This window comes from Paenibacillus sp. B01 (genome assembly GCF_009649995.1).
Lineage (GTDB): Bacteria > Bacillota > Bacilli > Paenibacillales > Paenibacillaceae > Paenibacillus_O > Paenibacillus_O pasadenensis.
The window spans coordinates 5529889-5543809 of sequence record NZ_CP045802.1; the positions used below are offsets into that span (position 1 = coordinate 5529889).

The 13921-nt window shown below is 66.9% G+C and carries 12 protein-coding genes; 6 read left to right on the top strand and 6 right to left on the bottom strand.

The genetic code is table 11. The features are described from left to right. Positions 1–55: 55 nt before the first annotated feature. From GE073_RS23670 to GE073_RS23695, 6 genes are all read left to right on the top strand, one after another. Entirely contained in the window at positions 56–1549 is a 1494-nt protein-coding gene (locus tag GE073_RS23670) for an alpha-amylase (protein WP_153784516.1), read from the top strand. A gap of 26 nt (positions 1550–1575) precedes the next feature. After that, complete coding sequence (locus GE073_RS23675; protein ID WP_194843473.1) at positions 1576–2085, top strand: DinB family protein; 510 nt, start codon at positions 1576–1578, stop codon at positions 2083–2085. Positions 2086–2365: 280 nt separating this feature from the next. Then, positions 2366–3730, top strand: coding sequence for a lytic polysaccharide monooxygenase (locus tag GE073_RS23680; RefSeq protein ID WP_153784518.1), 1365 nt, complete (start codon positions 2366–2368; stop codon positions 3728–3730). Positions 3731–4128: 398 nt separating this feature from the next. Then, positions 4129–5097 carry a methylenetetrahydrofolate reductase gene (locus GE073_RS23685; protein WP_153784519.1) on the top strand — a complete coding sequence of 323 codons (969 nt, stop codon included), beginning with the start codon at positions 4129–4131 and terminating at the stop codon, positions 5095–5097. 177 nt (positions 5098–5274) lie between these two features. Further along, positions 5275–5760: a MarR family winged helix-turn-helix transcriptional regulator gene (locus GE073_RS23690; RefSeq protein WP_153784520.1), complete on the top strand. Its 486-nt coding sequence runs from the start codon at positions 5275–5277 to the stop codon at positions 5758–5760. After that, entirely contained in the window at positions 5757–7055 is a 1299-nt protein-coding gene (locus GE073_RS23695) for an MFS transporter (protein WP_153784521.1), read from the top strand. The genes GE073_RS23690 and GE073_RS23695 overlap by 4 nt, the downstream gene beginning before the upstream one ends. A 13-nt stretch (positions 7056–7068) precedes the next feature. On the opposite strand, the gene GE073_RS23700 is transcribed toward GE073_RS23695, so the two are convergent. The 6 genes from GE073_RS23700 to GE073_RS23725 all read right to left on the bottom strand — a co-directional run bounded on the left by GE073_RS23700 (position 7069) and on the right by GE073_RS23725 (position 13742). Beyond that, complete coding sequence (locus GE073_RS23700) at positions 7069–8181, bottom strand: DNA alkylation repair protein (protein WP_153784522.1); 1113 nt, start codon at positions 8179–8181, stop codon at positions 7069–7071. A gap of 21 nt (positions 8182–8202) precedes the next feature. Then, positions 8203–9051: a hypothetical protein gene (locus GE073_RS23705; protein ID WP_101807564.1), complete on the bottom strand. Its 849-nt coding sequence runs from the start codon at positions 9049–9051 to the stop codon at positions 8203–8205. 388 nt (positions 9052–9439) lie between these two features. Then, positions 9440–11023 carry an HD-GYP domain-containing protein gene (locus GE073_RS23710; protein WP_084137209.1) on the bottom strand — a complete coding sequence of 528 codons (1584 nt, stop codon included), beginning with the start codon at positions 11021–11023 and terminating at the stop codon, positions 9440–9442. A gap of 119 nt (positions 11024–11142) precedes the next feature. Continuing rightward, positions 11143–11499, bottom strand: coding sequence for a hypothetical protein (locus tag GE073_RS23715; RefSeq protein WP_028598853.1), 357 nt, complete (start codon positions 11497–11499; stop codon positions 11143–11145). A 76-nt stretch (positions 11500–11575) separates the two neighbouring features. Next, complete coding sequence (locus GE073_RS23720; protein ID WP_153784523.1) at positions 11576–12493, bottom strand: polysaccharide deacetylase family protein; 918 nt, start codon at positions 12491–12493, stop codon at positions 11576–11578. Then, positions 12459–13742: an MFS transporter gene (locus GE073_RS23725; RefSeq protein ID WP_228551924.1), complete on the bottom strand. Its 1284-nt coding sequence runs from the start codon at positions 13740–13742 to the stop codon at positions 12459–12461. The genes GE073_RS23720 and GE073_RS23725 overlap by 35 nt, the downstream gene beginning before the upstream one ends. Between the last annotated feature and the right edge of the window lie 179 nt (positions 13743–13921).

Sequence of the window (13921 nt, forward strand, 5' to 3'; positions counted from 1 at the left end):
ATCCGCGGTGCGGGGTAATGGATCGGTAAAAAGTTCGAAGGGTGATCCGATCCAGATGGAACGCAATCATACGATGATGCAATTTTTCGAGTGGCATGTGCCGGCAGACGGCAAGCACTGGCAGCGCCTCAAGGAGCGGGCCGGGGAGCTGAAGGACGCCGGCATCGACGCCGTCTGGATTCCGCCTGCGACCAAAGCCACCTCCCCCGAGGACAACGGCTACAGCGTCTACGACGTCTACGATCTGGGCGAGTTCGACCAAAAAGGCGCGCAGCGCACGAAGTACGGCACTAAGGACGAGCTGCTGGAGGCGATCGCCGCCTGCCGCGAGCAGGGCATCGCCGTCTACGCCGATCTGGTCATGAACCATAAGGCCGGCGCGGACGAGAAGGAGAGGTTCAAGGTAGTCGAGGTCGACGGCGAGAACCGCCAGGAGGAGATTTCCGACCCGCGCAGCATCGAGGGCTGGACGAAGTTCACCTTCCCCGGGCGGGGGGACGCCCATTCCGCGTTCAAGTGGAATTACACCCACTTCAACGGCACTGACTTCGACGCCAAGCGCGACGAGACGGGCGTCTACCGCATCTTGGGCGAGAACAAGCAGTGGAACGAGAACGTCGACGACCAGTTCGGCAACTACGACTACCTGATGTTCGCCAACATCGACTACAACAACCCCGAGGTGCGCAAGGAAATGATCTCCTGGGGCAAGTGGCTCGTGCGCGAGACCGGCGTCGACGGCTTCCGCCTCGATGCGATCAAGCATATCGACCACACGTTCGTCCGCGACTTCTGCCGCGCGGCGAAGGAAACGGCCGACGGCCCGTTCTACATCGTCGGCGAGTTCTGGAACAGCATCACGGAGGACTGCCTCGCCTATCTGGACGCCGCCGACCATGAGCTCGACCTGTTCGACGCGCCGCTCCATTACCGCCTCAAGGAAGCCTCGGAGGGCGGACGCGACTTCGACCTGCGGACGATCTTCGACGGCGCGCTCGTGCGCGAGCGGCCCCAGCATGCGGTCACGCTCGTCGACAACCACGACACCCAGCCGGGCGAGGCGCTGGAGTCCTGGGTCGCCGACTGGTTCAAGCAGAGTGCCTACGCCCTCATCCTGCTGCGCCTCGACGGCTATCCGGTCGTCTTCTACGGCGATTATTACGGCATCGGAGGCGAGAAGCCGATCGAGGGCAAAAAAGCGGCGATCGACCCGCTCCTGTGGGCCCGCTGCCACCGCGCCTACGGAGATCAGGACGACTACCTCGACGATCCGAACGTCATCGGCTGGGTGCGCCGCGGCGTGCCGGACATCGAGCGCTCCGGCTGCGCGGTCGTCGTCTGCAACGCCGATGACTGCGCGAAGCGCATGTTCGTCGGCGAGGAGCGCGCGAACGAGGTATGGGTCGATCTGACCAATACCCGCGCCGAGCGCGTCGTCATCGGCGAGGACGGCTTCGCCGAGTTCCCGGTGCAGGGCGGCAGCGTGTCCGTTTGGGCGCTTCCGGAATTCGATGTCGAGCCTCCCCATCAAGAGCCGTCCGAGGGCTGACCCTCGGCGCAGAGAGGAAGAGAGAGATGAGCGAGCTGGTGCTGAACCGATTGGAAATGACGAGGTTGGAGCTGCTGGAGGAGGTGCGCGGCTTGCCGCTGGAGACGCTGGAGGCGCCGCGTCCGGGCGGGGGCTGGTCGGTGCTGGAGAACTTGGAGCATCTGGCCGCGCTCGAAGGCGCGGTCGCCCAAGGGCTGTCGGCCGCGCTGGCCGGGCCGGAGCGCAGCGATCTGCGCCGCGCGCCGCTGGAGCTGGTGAAGGACCGCTCCCGGCTCGTGGACGCGCCGGCCCATGTGCAGCCCGCCGGGCGCATCCATACGGCAGCGGAGGCGGAGCAGGCGCTCGCCGACGTCCGCCGTCGGCTGCTGGAGGCGATTGCCGCCGATTACGGGACGGAGCGCATGGAGACGCGCGGCTTCGAGCATCCGCTGTTCGGCCCGATGAGCGCGGCGCAGTGGGTCGAGCTCGTGCCGCTGCACGAGGCGCGCCATCTGGAGCAGATCCGCGACACGCTGCGCCGTCTGCAAGACCAGTAGATTCGTTTGAATGAACACGACATCTTTTCCGATGTCGTGTTTTTTTGTCCGTTTCGTTCCGTTTACACACTATTCTCCCCCTGCCGCCAGGAAAATTCCCCCTATTGTTTTACCGGTATTTCCCTTACATTGGGATCAAAGGGAGGCACACGCTCGGTCCCGCTTCCCTACTCTTCCGCAAAGGAGGCTTGTCCGGCCGCATCGCTGACCGCAATCGATCGCTCAGGCTGAAGATTCACGTTGGCATCATCATTCCATTTCGAACCAGGAGGCATGAATAATGACGTTACGCTTGACCGAAAGCCGCTCGCTTGTCCTGAAGGTGCTCGCCGCCTTCGCCCTGATGGCGCTGGCCATCGTCTGTACCAAGGTGTTCGCTGGAAGCGCATCCGCGCACGGCTACATCGATTCGCCCGCCGGCCGCGCCAAGCTGTGCTCCACCGGCACGAACACGAACTGCGGCAACATCGTGTACGAGCCTCAGAGCCTGGAAGCCAAGGGCAACTTCCCGACCGGCGGACCGGCCGACGGCCAGATCACCGGCGCCGGCAGCGCGTTCCCGCAGTTGAACGAGCAGAGCTCGACCCGCTGGTCCAAGGTCAACATCAACAGCGGCTCCAACACGTTCACCTGGAAGCTGACGGCCCGCCATGCCACTTCCGAGTGGAAATACTACATCACCAAAAAGGGCTGGGATCCGAACAAGACGATCGCCCGCTCCGATCTGGAGCTGTTCTGCAACATCAAGGACAACGGCAAGCAGCCGGAAGCGACCGTCACGCATACGTGCAGCGTGCCTTCCGACCGCACCGGCTACTATGTCATCCTCGGCGTCTGGGAAATCGCCGACACGGGCAACGCGTTCTACAACGCCATCGACGTGAACATTGGCGGCGGCGGCACGAACCCTCCGGTCGACACGACCGCTCCTACCGCTCCGACGGGCCTGGCGGCAGGTACGATCACGACGAGCAGCGTCGCCCTGTCCTGGACCTCCTCCTCCGACAACGTCGGCGTCACGGGCTACAAAGTGTTCCGCGGCTCGACGCTGCTTGCGACCGTATCCGGCACGAGCTATACGGCGACCGGCCTGACGGCCGGCACGAGCTACACCTTCACGGTGCAGGCCGTCGATGCGGCAGGCAACACGAGCGCCGCCAGCAACGCCCTGACGGTGTCCACGTCCACCGGCTCCACGCCGGACACGACAGCGCCTAGCGTGCCGGGCGGCATCCACGTCCACACGACGACCTCAAGCAGCATCTCCATCATGTGGACGGCTTCCACCGACAATGTCGGCGTAACGGCTTACCGCGTCTACAACGGCTCCACGCTCATCGCCACGCTGTCCGGCTCCGCGACGGATTACACCGTGACGGGCCTCAGCGCCGACACGAGCTACACGTTCACGGTCCGCGCCGTCGACGCGGCCGGCAACGTCAGCGCCGCCGCCACGGTGACCGGCAAGACGGCCGTCGGCACGACGAACCCGAATCCGGGCGCGCAAGCCTGGGCTCCCGGCATCGCCTACAAGATCGGCGATCTCGTAACGTACGGCGGCAAGACGTACTCCTGCCGTCAGGCGCACACGTCGCTGACCGGCTGGGAGCCGGCCACGACTCCGGCTCTATGGCTCTTGCAGTGACGAAGGCCGGCTGAAAGCCGGCCGCAGGACGGACGGCGGCTCCCCTGCCTTCCGTCCGCAGCAGATCCCCATCCTTCCGGATGGGGATTTTCGCGTTTCCATCGGGGAATTTCGCGTTCCCGTTGGGGATTTTTGCATTCCAGATGGGGATTTTTGCGTTCCGTATGGGGATTTTCGTATTCCCGTCGTTGACGGGGCCTTCCCGGGCGCGCCCGGTCCGGAACCTGGGCCGGTCCCCGCCTATAACCGCCGATGATAGCCAGCTCCCGCAGATCGCTATAGCCGTTTTTGCCGAAACCGCTACAGCGGATGAATTCAAAGTGGTACACTAGGAGAAAAGCTGCAGGGCGCGTCAGCGCGTCAGCGTGCAAGATGGACTATCACCCGAGGAGGCCCTTATGAGCTCGACCCTGAAAGACAAGCTGCTCCGCAAGGAAAGCGGCATTCTGACCTATGGCATGACGCCGCCGAAAAGCAGCCATCCGCCGGAAAAGATCCGCGAGATCGCGGACAAGCAGATCGAGCGGCTGAGAGGAGCCGGCATCGACGGCCTCGTGCTGTACGACGTGCAGGACGAGGCCGAGCGGACCGACGAGAACCGGCCGTTTCCGTTTCTCAAGGCGCTGGATCCGACCGAATACTACGAGCAGTATCTCAAGCAGGAGCTCGGCGTGCCGGCGATCATCTACCACTGCGTCGCCTGCGAAGGGCCCGACAAGCTCGCCAGCTGGATCCTGCGGGGACGCGACGAGCAGCGCTACTCCGTCTTCGTCGGCGCCTCCTCCAGCCGCCAGCAGGTGCAGATCCGGCTGCCCGAGGCGTACCGCATGAGCGGGATCCTCAACGAGCGGCTGCTGCCCGGCGGCGTCGTCATCCCGGAGCGCCACCGCAGCAAGGGCGACGAGCACGAGCGGGCGCGCGCCAAGCAGGAGGCCGGCTGCGGCTTCTTCGTCTCGCAGGCGACCTTCGACGTGGAGGCGTCCAAGAGCTTCCTGTCGGACTACTATTACTCCAGCCGCGAGAGCGGAGCCGAGATGGCGCCGATCCTGTTCAACCTCGCTCCATGCGGCTCCGCCAAGACGCTCGAGTTCATGAAGTGGCTCGGCATCAGCATCCCGAAATGGCTGGAGAACGAGCTGATCCATTCCGTCGACATCCTCGACAAGTCGGTGCAGCTGTCTCGCCAAGTCTTCCGCGAGCTGTACCGCTTCGGCCTCGAGAAGGGCATCCCGATCGGCTGCAGCGTGGAGAGCGTCTCCACCCGCAAGGTCGAGATCGAGGCGTCGATCCAGCTGCTGCGCGACATTCGCGAGGACATGAGCCGGATCGGCGCGGAGCTGGCTCCGTCCATCCCATCCCACAATTAGATTCCTGCATCGCAGCGCGCCGCCCCGGCGCGCTTTTTTGTCGCTTCCGCCGACCCAGGCTCCAGCTCTGGCTTAGGCTCAGACAGCGAAGGAACCGATTTTGGAAATGCTTGACAACAAAGCCGATTCCGGCTTATTTTTAGTTGTACATACAAATGAAAAAGAGGAGAGAACGCCATGCCCGCCGATCCGCGCCCCCCGCAAGAAGCGTTTCTCGACGAATGCCTGTTCTTCAGCGCCAACCGGATCGCCCGCGCGATCACCCGCATGGCCGAGGAGGCGTTCGCTCCGACCGGCATGAGCCCGATGTACGCCTATGTCGTCAAGCTGGCCGCCGCCGCGCCCGGCAGCCCGCAGAAGGAGCTGGCCGAAAAGCTGGCGATCGCGCCGTCCACGCTGACCCGCTTCCTCGACAAGCTGGAGCTTCAAGGCCTCGTCCGTCGGCGCGGCGAAGGCAAGAGCGTCCGGATCGATCCGACGGATGCCGGACTGCGCCTTGTGCCGGAGCTGAATGCCGCTTCCCGAAGGCTGCGCGGGCAGTATGAGGCGCTGCTCGGCCCCGAGGCGGCCCGCGCGCTGTCCGACGATCTGACCGCCGCCTCCGCCGAGCTGCAGGCCGAGCTGCGGCGTCCGTCTCGGCCGCAATCGGAGCATGGCCGATGAGCGCCGCAACGCCGCCGCTTCCCGAGACGCCCGTCTCCCGTCCGCGGCTCCATTACGCCTGGGTCGTGCTCGCCGTCACCTTTGCCGTGCTGCTGCTCTCGGCCGGGGTGCGCTCGCTGTCCAGCCTGTTCCTGCTGCCGCTCGAGGCGGAGTTCGGCTGGAACCGGGGCCATATATCCGCCGTTATTTCTCTCGGCATCCTGCTGTACGGCCTGTCCGGCCCGTTCTCGGCCTCCCTGCTGCTGCGCTTCGGCATCCGCCGCGTCGTAGGGGCTTCGCTCGGCATGCTCGGGCTCAGCCTGGCGCTCGCGCCGTTCATCACGGCGCTCTGGCAATACGTCCTGCTGTGGGGAGTGTTGTCCGGAGCGGCGAGCGGCATGCTGGCGAGCGTGCTTGGCGTCACGATCGCGAATCGCTGGTTCGTCAAGCGCCGCGGACTCGTCGTCGGCCTGCTGACCGCGAGCGCCGCGGCCGGCCAGCTGCTGTTCCTGCCGCTCATGGCCCAGGCGACGGACACGTTCGGCTGGCGCAGCGCCGTCTGGATCGCTCTCGGCGCGCTCGCAGCCGTGCTGCTGCTCGTGCTGCTGCTGCTCAAGGATCATCCCGCCCAAGCCGGACTTCCCGCCTACGGGGCGGACCGGGTCGAGGCGCCGGAGCCGTTCCGAGGCCGGATCCTGCTCGAGCCGCTGCTGGCGCTGCGGGACGCCTCCCGCACGCCGGTGTTCTGGCTGCTGGCCGGCACGTTCTTCTTCTGCGGCTTTTCCACCAACGGCCTGATCGGCACGCATCTCATCGCCGCCTGCGGCGATGCCGGCATGCTCGCTGTGACGGCGGCGGGACTGCTCGCCCTGATGGGCTTGTTCGACCTCGTCGGGACGACGCTCTCCGGTTGGCTGACCGACCGCTTCGACAGCCGCAAGCTGCTGTTCTGGTACTACGGGCTGCGCGGCCTGTCGCTTCTCTACCTGCCGTACGCGCTGACGGCGAGCCCGGCGCATCTGCTGCTATTCTCCATTTTTTACGGCCTCGACTGGATCGCCACCGTCCCGCCGACCGTCAAGCTGACGGGCGAAGCGTTCGGCAAGCAGCGCGCCGGCATGATCTTCGGCTGGATTCTCGTCAGCCATCAGCTCGGCGCCTCGGCCGCCGCCTATTCCGCCGGCGCGCTGCGCAGCCTGTTCGGCAGCTATACGATCTCCTTCGCCGCGGCCGGCTTCGTCTGCTTGCTTGCCGCGCTCATGGCGCTGCGCATCCGCGCCCGCGCTGTAGAAGCGGCGGCCGGGCCGGCGGTCTGACCCGAGCCGCCCGTCAGCCTTCGGCTGCCTCGCCGCCGGCTGCGGCCGGCTCCATCGTCAGCTCGAAGCCGAGCTCTCCCTGGGGCTCGCCGTTGATCAACAACGTAATACTTTGCAATCCCGGGTAATACTTTCGCGTCGTAATCGGCTTGATCGCATGGGAGCGGACGACGGGCGTCGAGCCGTGCGGGTACACCCGCTCGGACAGCTTGAAGCGCTTGCCGGCGCGGCGTCCGCTGGCCTTGACGAAGCCGATCTCGTATTCCAGCCGCAGCTGCACCGGCTCGCCCTCGTTTCGGATCTCGAACGCGAACTCCAGCCGTCCGCCAAACGGCACGACGGGCGTGAGCACCTGCAGCCCATGCGCCGACACCTGCGCGGCCGGCGCGAAGCCGAAGCGGCGCAACGCCTGCGGATGCCCCTGCTTGAGCAGCGTGCGGCTCGCGTGGCGCAGCGTCCAATCGGAGGCGGCATCCCGTCCGAGATGCCGCTCCGCCAGCTCCAGCACCCGCTCCGGATGGTCCTTGGCGATGTCGTTGAGATGGTTGGCGACGCTGCGGCGGACGTACTCGCTCTCGTCGGCGAGCAGCGGCTCCAGCAAGGCGAGCGTCGGCCCCGGGTCGCGGACGAACATCGGCAGCCGCTGCCCCCACGGCAGGCGCGGGCGGGAGCCTTCGGTCGCGAGGCGGCGCACATGCTCGTCCGGATCGCGCGACCAGCGGCCGAGGCGCTCCATCGCCCAGGCCGGGTCGGCGAGCAGGAAGGCCCGCACGGCGAACTCCGAGGTGGAGCGGCGGGTCAGCCGGGCCAGCGCGTCCATTGCCGTCTCCCGGTGCTCCAGGCCGAACAGCTCGACAAAGTCGGGAAAGAGGATGTACTCCAGTCCGCGGAAGCGTTCCGCCGCCTCGCAGACGAGCGCGGCCGCCTCCGGGAACGACGGCGGCAGGAAGCGGCCGAGCGCCAGCGCGGCGAGGCGGGTCCGCTCCTTGAACGAGGCTTTTTCCCACGGCTCCTCCATCGCCGACGCCGCGAAGCCTTGCGGGTCGAACGCCGGATGCAGCTCCCGCAGCGCCTCCCCGACGTCCAGCAGCATCCGTTCGTTATACAGATCTCTTAGCGGCAGCATGTTCCGTTCCTCCTCGATGGTTCATGCCGGACCGCCGCTCTCGTGGGCGAAGAAGCGGTCCAGCTTGGCTTTCAGCTCCGGATAAGCCCGCTCGAACTGAACGAACCGATGTCCGTTCGCCCCCGACGGATGCGGGAATCCGCGCAGCAGCCGCTCCTCCGGCAGCAGGCCGCGGCGGACCAGCTCGGATGCGGCGTCCTCCGCAGCCTTGCCGAGCGGCAGCAGCAGCGCCGGCCGCTTCAGCCGCGAGAGCTCGTCCTCCAGATGGCCCATGGCCGTCTGCCAAAGCAGCGGGCTGCGCCGAAGCGGCGGCTGATGGCCGCTGTAGTTCGCCCCGTCCCTGAACACCGGGCACGGCAGCACCGAGGTCGTGTGGACGAGGGGGTGGTCGAGCAGCGACCAATCGTCGTGCCGGCCGAGAGCGGCATCGAGCGCTTCGGGCAAGCCGAGCCGTCCCAACATTCCGAGCAGATCGGTCCGCATCGGGCCGGCGAAGCGAGCCTCCCGCCGAGCTTGCCGGCAGGCTTCGGCAGGGGGCGCTCCCGCCGCCAGGCAGGCGCGCATGGCGCGGAGCGAGATCTCCATCTGCCGCCAGCCCGGCGTCAAGCCTGCGATGATGAGTCGGGCATCCGGCGCGGCGAGCTCGTTATGCGGGGCGTAGTAGATGGAGAGCGCCCCTTCGCGGCTCAGCAGCAGCGGCTCCGCCAGCAGCTCCTCGCGGCTGTACCGCTCCCTGTCGGGCAGGGCGGCCATGTAGGCCGCAGCCGCCTCGAAGCGCTCCGGCCAGCGCAGCAGCTTCAGGCTGTCCGGGACTCGGCCCTGCGCCGGCTCCTCCTGCGGCAGGGAATCGCAATTATCCGTCCTCTGCATCTCCGCCCCCCACCCTCCGCTGACTCGAATTCTGTTATTATACCCCTCATTGCTGACAACTGCCTGTCAGCAAGTCCAGCGCCTGTCGTATAAGAGGGAGAAGCCTCCCAGCCGTCGCCTGACCGGAGCAGGCCTCCGCGACTTTCGGCCGCGAAGGCCAAAAAGGGCTGTCCCGGCGCCGTCATCCTGAGGATGACGGCGCCGGGACAGCCCTTGCTTGTCTGCCTATGCTGCTGCCCGGCTAGGCCGGACTTGCATGCCATGGACGAGCAGCCGGCGGCCGGCCGCATCGCCCGCGCTTCGCGGCAGAGGCAGAGGCCCGGACTCGCGCCCCGCGAGCCGCCTGAGCGGAGCGCATCTCCCGCCGCTCCCTTCTCCCTAAGAGCGGCTACGAACTCTTGCTGCGCTCGCCGTCCGCTGCTTGCGGCGGCTCGGCCTCGTTCTTCGCGCCGTCGGGACGTCGCGGCAGCAGCGTCACCTGCCCCGGCTGCTCCAAGCCCCCCATCGCCAGGATGAACGTGCGCGCGAACTTCGGGTCCCACTGCGTGCCGCGGCCCTCCTCCAGAATTTCCAGCGCCTTGGCGGTCGGCATGCCCTTGCGGTACGGCCGGTCCGACGTCATCGCGTCATAGGCGTCGGCGACGGCGATGATCCGGCCCATGAGCGGGATCTCGTCGCCGCGCAGGCCGTCGGGGTAGCCCGTGCCGTCGTAGCGCTCGTGATGGGAGCGCACGCCCGGCAGGAAGGCCGCCATCGCTTCCTGCGGCTCCACCTGGCGCAGGATGTTCTCGCCCATGACCGTGTGCAGCTTGATCTGAGCGAACTCGTCGTCGGTCAGGTTGCCGTCCTTGAGCAGCACGCTGTCGCGGACGCCGATCTTGCCGATGTCGTGCAGCAGCGCCGTCTTGTTCAGCACGTCGAGCTGGTCGCCGCACAGGCCCTCGGCCCGGCCGATCATGAGCGCGTAGGAGGCCACCCGCTCGGAATGGCCGGCCGTGTACGGATCGCGGGCGTCCAGCGCCGCGGCGAGCGTCGAGAAGTAGCTTTGCAGCAGCTGCTCGTTCATGCGCTCCCGCTCGCCGAGCCCCTGCACCATATGATTGAATCCGTCGACGAGCCGCGAGAACTCGTCCGAGTACAGATCCGGCACGCGGACGGACAGGTTGCCCTTGCGCACGAGCCGCATCATCGTGTAGAGCTCCTCGATCGGCTGGCGCACGCTCTTGCCGAGCAGCCAGGCGGCGAAGGAGGCGAATCCGAGACTTATGAGCAGCACGAGCGCGCTCCACGCCCAGTAGCTGACGCTGGACTCGCCCCGTACGGACAGGCGGACTTGGGTCGACAGGACGAAGATCATGACCGGCAGCGCCCCGATGACGAATATGCTCGCCTGGAACTTGATCGGGATCGGGACGAGCACCTTGCCCCGCAGGCTCAGCTCCTCGGCTCCGGGCTCCGCGAAGCTCTTGATGTCGAGCAGCAGCGGGCGGATCGCCTGGGCGGTCAGGAAATATTCCACCATCGCATGCAGCGAGGCGATGAGCGCCGACGAGAGCGCCGCGATGACGAGGTAACCGTTCGGCACGGCGAGCCAGCCGAGCGGCCGGCAGGCCAGCGTCAGCAGCAGGGCCGGCAGCGTGAACCCGAGCAGATGCGGCCCCATGATGCGGCTCACCGCCAGAGCGGGCAAGCGATGGACGCGGAAATAGGCTTGGCGTATCGCAGATGCGTCCGGCTCGGCCATCCGGTACAGCGCCCGGACCGGCGCCACATGGCGCAGGAAGGCCGCTCCCTCGCACAGCAGCATGCAAGCGATGGACAACAGCAGGATGACGACGACGACGAGCGGCTGGCCCGGCTGCAGCTCGAGGCTCAGGCTGATGATCGCGCCTCCGACGCCGACGACGGCGAGCGCCGAGCCGATCAGGTAATTGCCGATCAGCCGATATAGGAATTGGTTATAAATAGGCATAGGACCTCGATTTCGAGTCTTTTCCTTCTTTATCGCCCTTCATTCCGTTTGTTGTTAGTTTTTGTCGAATAAAATCCTTTTTTGTCATGAAAATGCCTAAATTTAGCTCCGCTGGGGCATCAAGGGGCTCCGGATGCCTGAACGAAATGAAGCGGTCCGACCTTTTTCACATAAAATCCGCCCAAGCTGTTGCCCGTCTGCCGGTCCCGGCCGCGGTCGATGCCGTAGTAGCGCATGCCTCGATAGACGATGTCGGTCCGGTCGATGTCCGCCAGCAGCGCCGCCTCCGGCTGGACCCGCAGCAGCAGGTCGGCGCGGATCGCCAGCTGCGGCGACAGCAGCGTGCCGAAGGCCGCGCCTAGGCCGAGCAGCAGCGCCAGCACGATGAGGCGAGCCGCTCTTCCCTTCCGGGAGCCGTCGTTATCGGGCGTCCTCTCCAAGCCCGGCGCGTCCGAGAGACGCGATGGATTCCCCACGGCCCTGCCTCCTTCTCCTTTTCCATGAAAAGACGAGCCGCGATGGCGAAAAGCGCCGGCCTCGCGCCGCCGCGCTTCACCCGAGCAGCTTGCCGATGCCCATGAGCGCGCCGAGGCGGGAGCGCTTCTGCTCGCGGGCGACGTCGCGGTACGTGGCGAGCGCGATGCCGGCGTCCCGCAGCGCATAGAGGAAGTCGTCGTCCTGCAGCAGCCGGAACTCCCACACCCGCTTCTCCCACGAGGGCACGATGCGCTCCATGTCGCGGTCGGGCACGGCTGGATGCACGTACGTCTCCGTGATGCCCTCCGGCAGCTCGTAAAGCTTGGCGCACAGAATCGCCTTGAACGAGGCGTACGTCTCCCCCGGCTCCACATGGTACGGATGGCTGACGAGATAATCCGGGAGCGGCACCCCGAGCAGGTCGGCGAGCAGCACGACCTTGCCGAGCGTCTTCTCCGCGCCGGCGATCGACGCGAGGAACTCGTCCTGCTCCCAGATGCGGCGGAACAGGCGGAACGGCAGGCGGCGGGCCGAGCATTCGCGCAGCGTCAGCTGCAGATGGCTGCGTCCGGTCGCAAGCCCGTACAGGCTGCCCATATGGTTGTCGGCATGCGTGATCCGCACGCCGGCGTCACGGACGGCGCGGAACTGCGCCTCCATCTCCCGCTTCACGTCGCGGGCTTCCGCCCGGCGCTCGAACGACTCCACGTCCGGATGGAGAAATCCCTCCGCGTCCTGCAGCGAGGCCGCTCCCGTGAGCGAGCCCCAGCGCCAGCCGGGGAACTCGCTCGTGAACGTCAGATGGGCGCCGATGCTGACGCGATCTCCTTGCCGGCGCGCCCACTGGGCCGCCTCGCGGAACGCCGGAGCGGGAGCCATGATCGTCGCCGAGCTGGCGAGCCCCTCTTCGAGCAGGGCGATGATTGCCTCGTTGGCGGCGCGGCACTGGCCGAAGTCGTCACAATTCAGGATGAGCCTCTTGCGGCTTGTCATGCGGTCCCTCCTCTTCTTCCCGGTACAACAAGGATATGGCGACGGATACGGCAAGCAGACCGACCGGCACGAGACTGATCAGCACGCGAAAGGCCAGCTCCGGATGCGGCCCGGGATCGGCGCCGCTCCGGTAGCCGAGCAGCAGGCCGACGACCCAGAACGCGACCGCGGACAGCAAGCCGCTCGAGCGGGTGATGAAGCCGCCGACGGCGGTGTAGACGCCCTCGCGGCGGCGTCCCGTGCGCTCGGCGTCGAGGTCGATGATGCGGCCGCTGAGCACGGCCGGCGTCACGAGGAAGCCGGCGAGGCCGAAGCCGATGTAGACGCCCGCGGCGATGCCGCCGCCGAGCCCCTGCGCGAACCAGAGCGGCACGGCGCTGACGCCGTAGGCCGCGAGCGCGAGCCGCCAGCTGCGCAGGCCGCCGAGCCGGCGGGCGATGACATACCAGACGGCGACGAGCGGAATGACCGGCACGAACACCGAGGCGAGCAGCAGCGACACCTGGCTTTCGGGAATACCGAGCGCATACTTGGCATAGAACGGAATCATGGAGCTGAGCAGCCCGTTCACCGTCTGGGCGAACGAGTTCGCGAGATGGAAGATCCAGAAGCTGCGGTTGGACAGCGTGACGCGGAACGCTTGGAGGAATGGCAGCGGAGGCTGGCTGCGGGACTGCGGCGGCTCGCGCAGATGGCGGAGGAAGGCGAGCATGCAGACGAGAAAGACGGCGGCGTAGACGAAGGACATGCCGCCGAAGCCGAGCCGCTGGAACAGCAGCGGCGTCGCCGCCGTCCCGATCAGGATCGCGAGCATCTGAAAGCCCTGCTGGACGGCGGACGCCTTGGCCCGCGCCGCCGCGCCGGCGAACAGCTCGGGCAGCAGCGCGCCGTAGTTGACCCAGATGACGGAGGAGGCCGTCTCGAACAGGACGAGCGCGGCGAGGAACCAGTAGAACAGCGCCAGGCCGCCCTCGGCGGCGGTCGCGGCGACGCCGTCCGGCACGGAGAACAGCCCGATGAAAACGGCGGCGAACGCCGGCAGCGCGCCGTACAGCCACGGCTTGCGGCGGCCCCAGCGGCTGCGCGTGCGGTCGGACCAGTAGCCGAGCAGCGGCTGGTTGACCGCGTCCCAGACGAGGTAGATCGTGCGGGCGAGCGTCGCCAGCCCGATGCCGAGTCCGAGCTTGTCGACATAGTAGTAGCTGTAGAACGATAAAAACGCCTGGCTCGGCACCATCATCGCCAGCATGCCGAGTCCGTACGTCCAGCTGGAGTTGATGCCTCGCCCCAGCCTCGCTTGTCCCGCTTCCGGCCGGCGGCCGGGCTGCGGCTGCGTTTCCGTCTGCATTCCGCTCTCCCCTTCGGGCCGGGCGGACGGCCGTTTCGGGAATCGGCGCGCCCGGCATGGAATTCGCAATCCGCAGGCGC

Coding starts and splice junctions, on each gene's coding strand:
- GE073_RS23670 (WP_153784516.1), top strand. CDS start 56: ATGGAACGCAATCATACGATGATGCAATTTTTCGAGTGGCATGTGCCG.
- GE073_RS23675 (WP_194843473.1), top strand. CDS start 1,576: ATGAGCGAGCTGGTGCTGAACCGATTGGAAATGACGAGGTTGGAGCTG.
- GE073_RS23680 (WP_153784518.1), top strand. CDS start 2,366: ATGACGTTACGCTTGACCGAAAGCCGCTCGCTTGTCCTGAAGGTGCTC.
- GE073_RS23685 (WP_153784519.1), top strand. CDS start 4,129: ATGAGCTCGACCCTGAAAGACAAGCTGCTCCGCAAGGAAAGCGGCATT.
- GE073_RS23690 (WP_153784520.1), top strand. CDS start 5,275: ATGCCCGCCGATCCGCGCCCCCCGCAAGAAGCGTTTCTCGACGAATGC.
- GE073_RS23695 (WP_153784521.1), top strand. CDS start 5,757: ATGAGCGCCGCAACGCCGCCGCTTCCCGAGACGCCCGTCTCCCGTCCG.
- GE073_RS23700 (WP_153784522.1), bottom strand. CDS start 8,181: ATGCTGCCGCTAAGAGATCTGTATAACGAACGGATGCTGCTGGACGTC.
- GE073_RS23705 (WP_101807564.1), bottom strand. CDS start 9,051: ATGCAGAGGACGGATAATTGCGATTCCCTGCCGCAGGAGGAGCCGGCG.
- GE073_RS23710 (WP_084137209.1), bottom strand. CDS start 11,023: ATGCCTATTTATAACCAATTCCTATATCGGCTGATCGGCAATTACCTG.
- GE073_RS23720 (WP_153784523.1), bottom strand. CDS start 12,493: ATGACAAGCCGCAAGAGGCTCATCCTGAATTGTGACGACTTCGGCCAG.
- GE073_RS23725 (WP_228551924.1), bottom strand. CDS start 13,742: ATGCTGGCGATGATGGTGCCGAGCCAGGCGTTTTTATCGTTCTACAGC.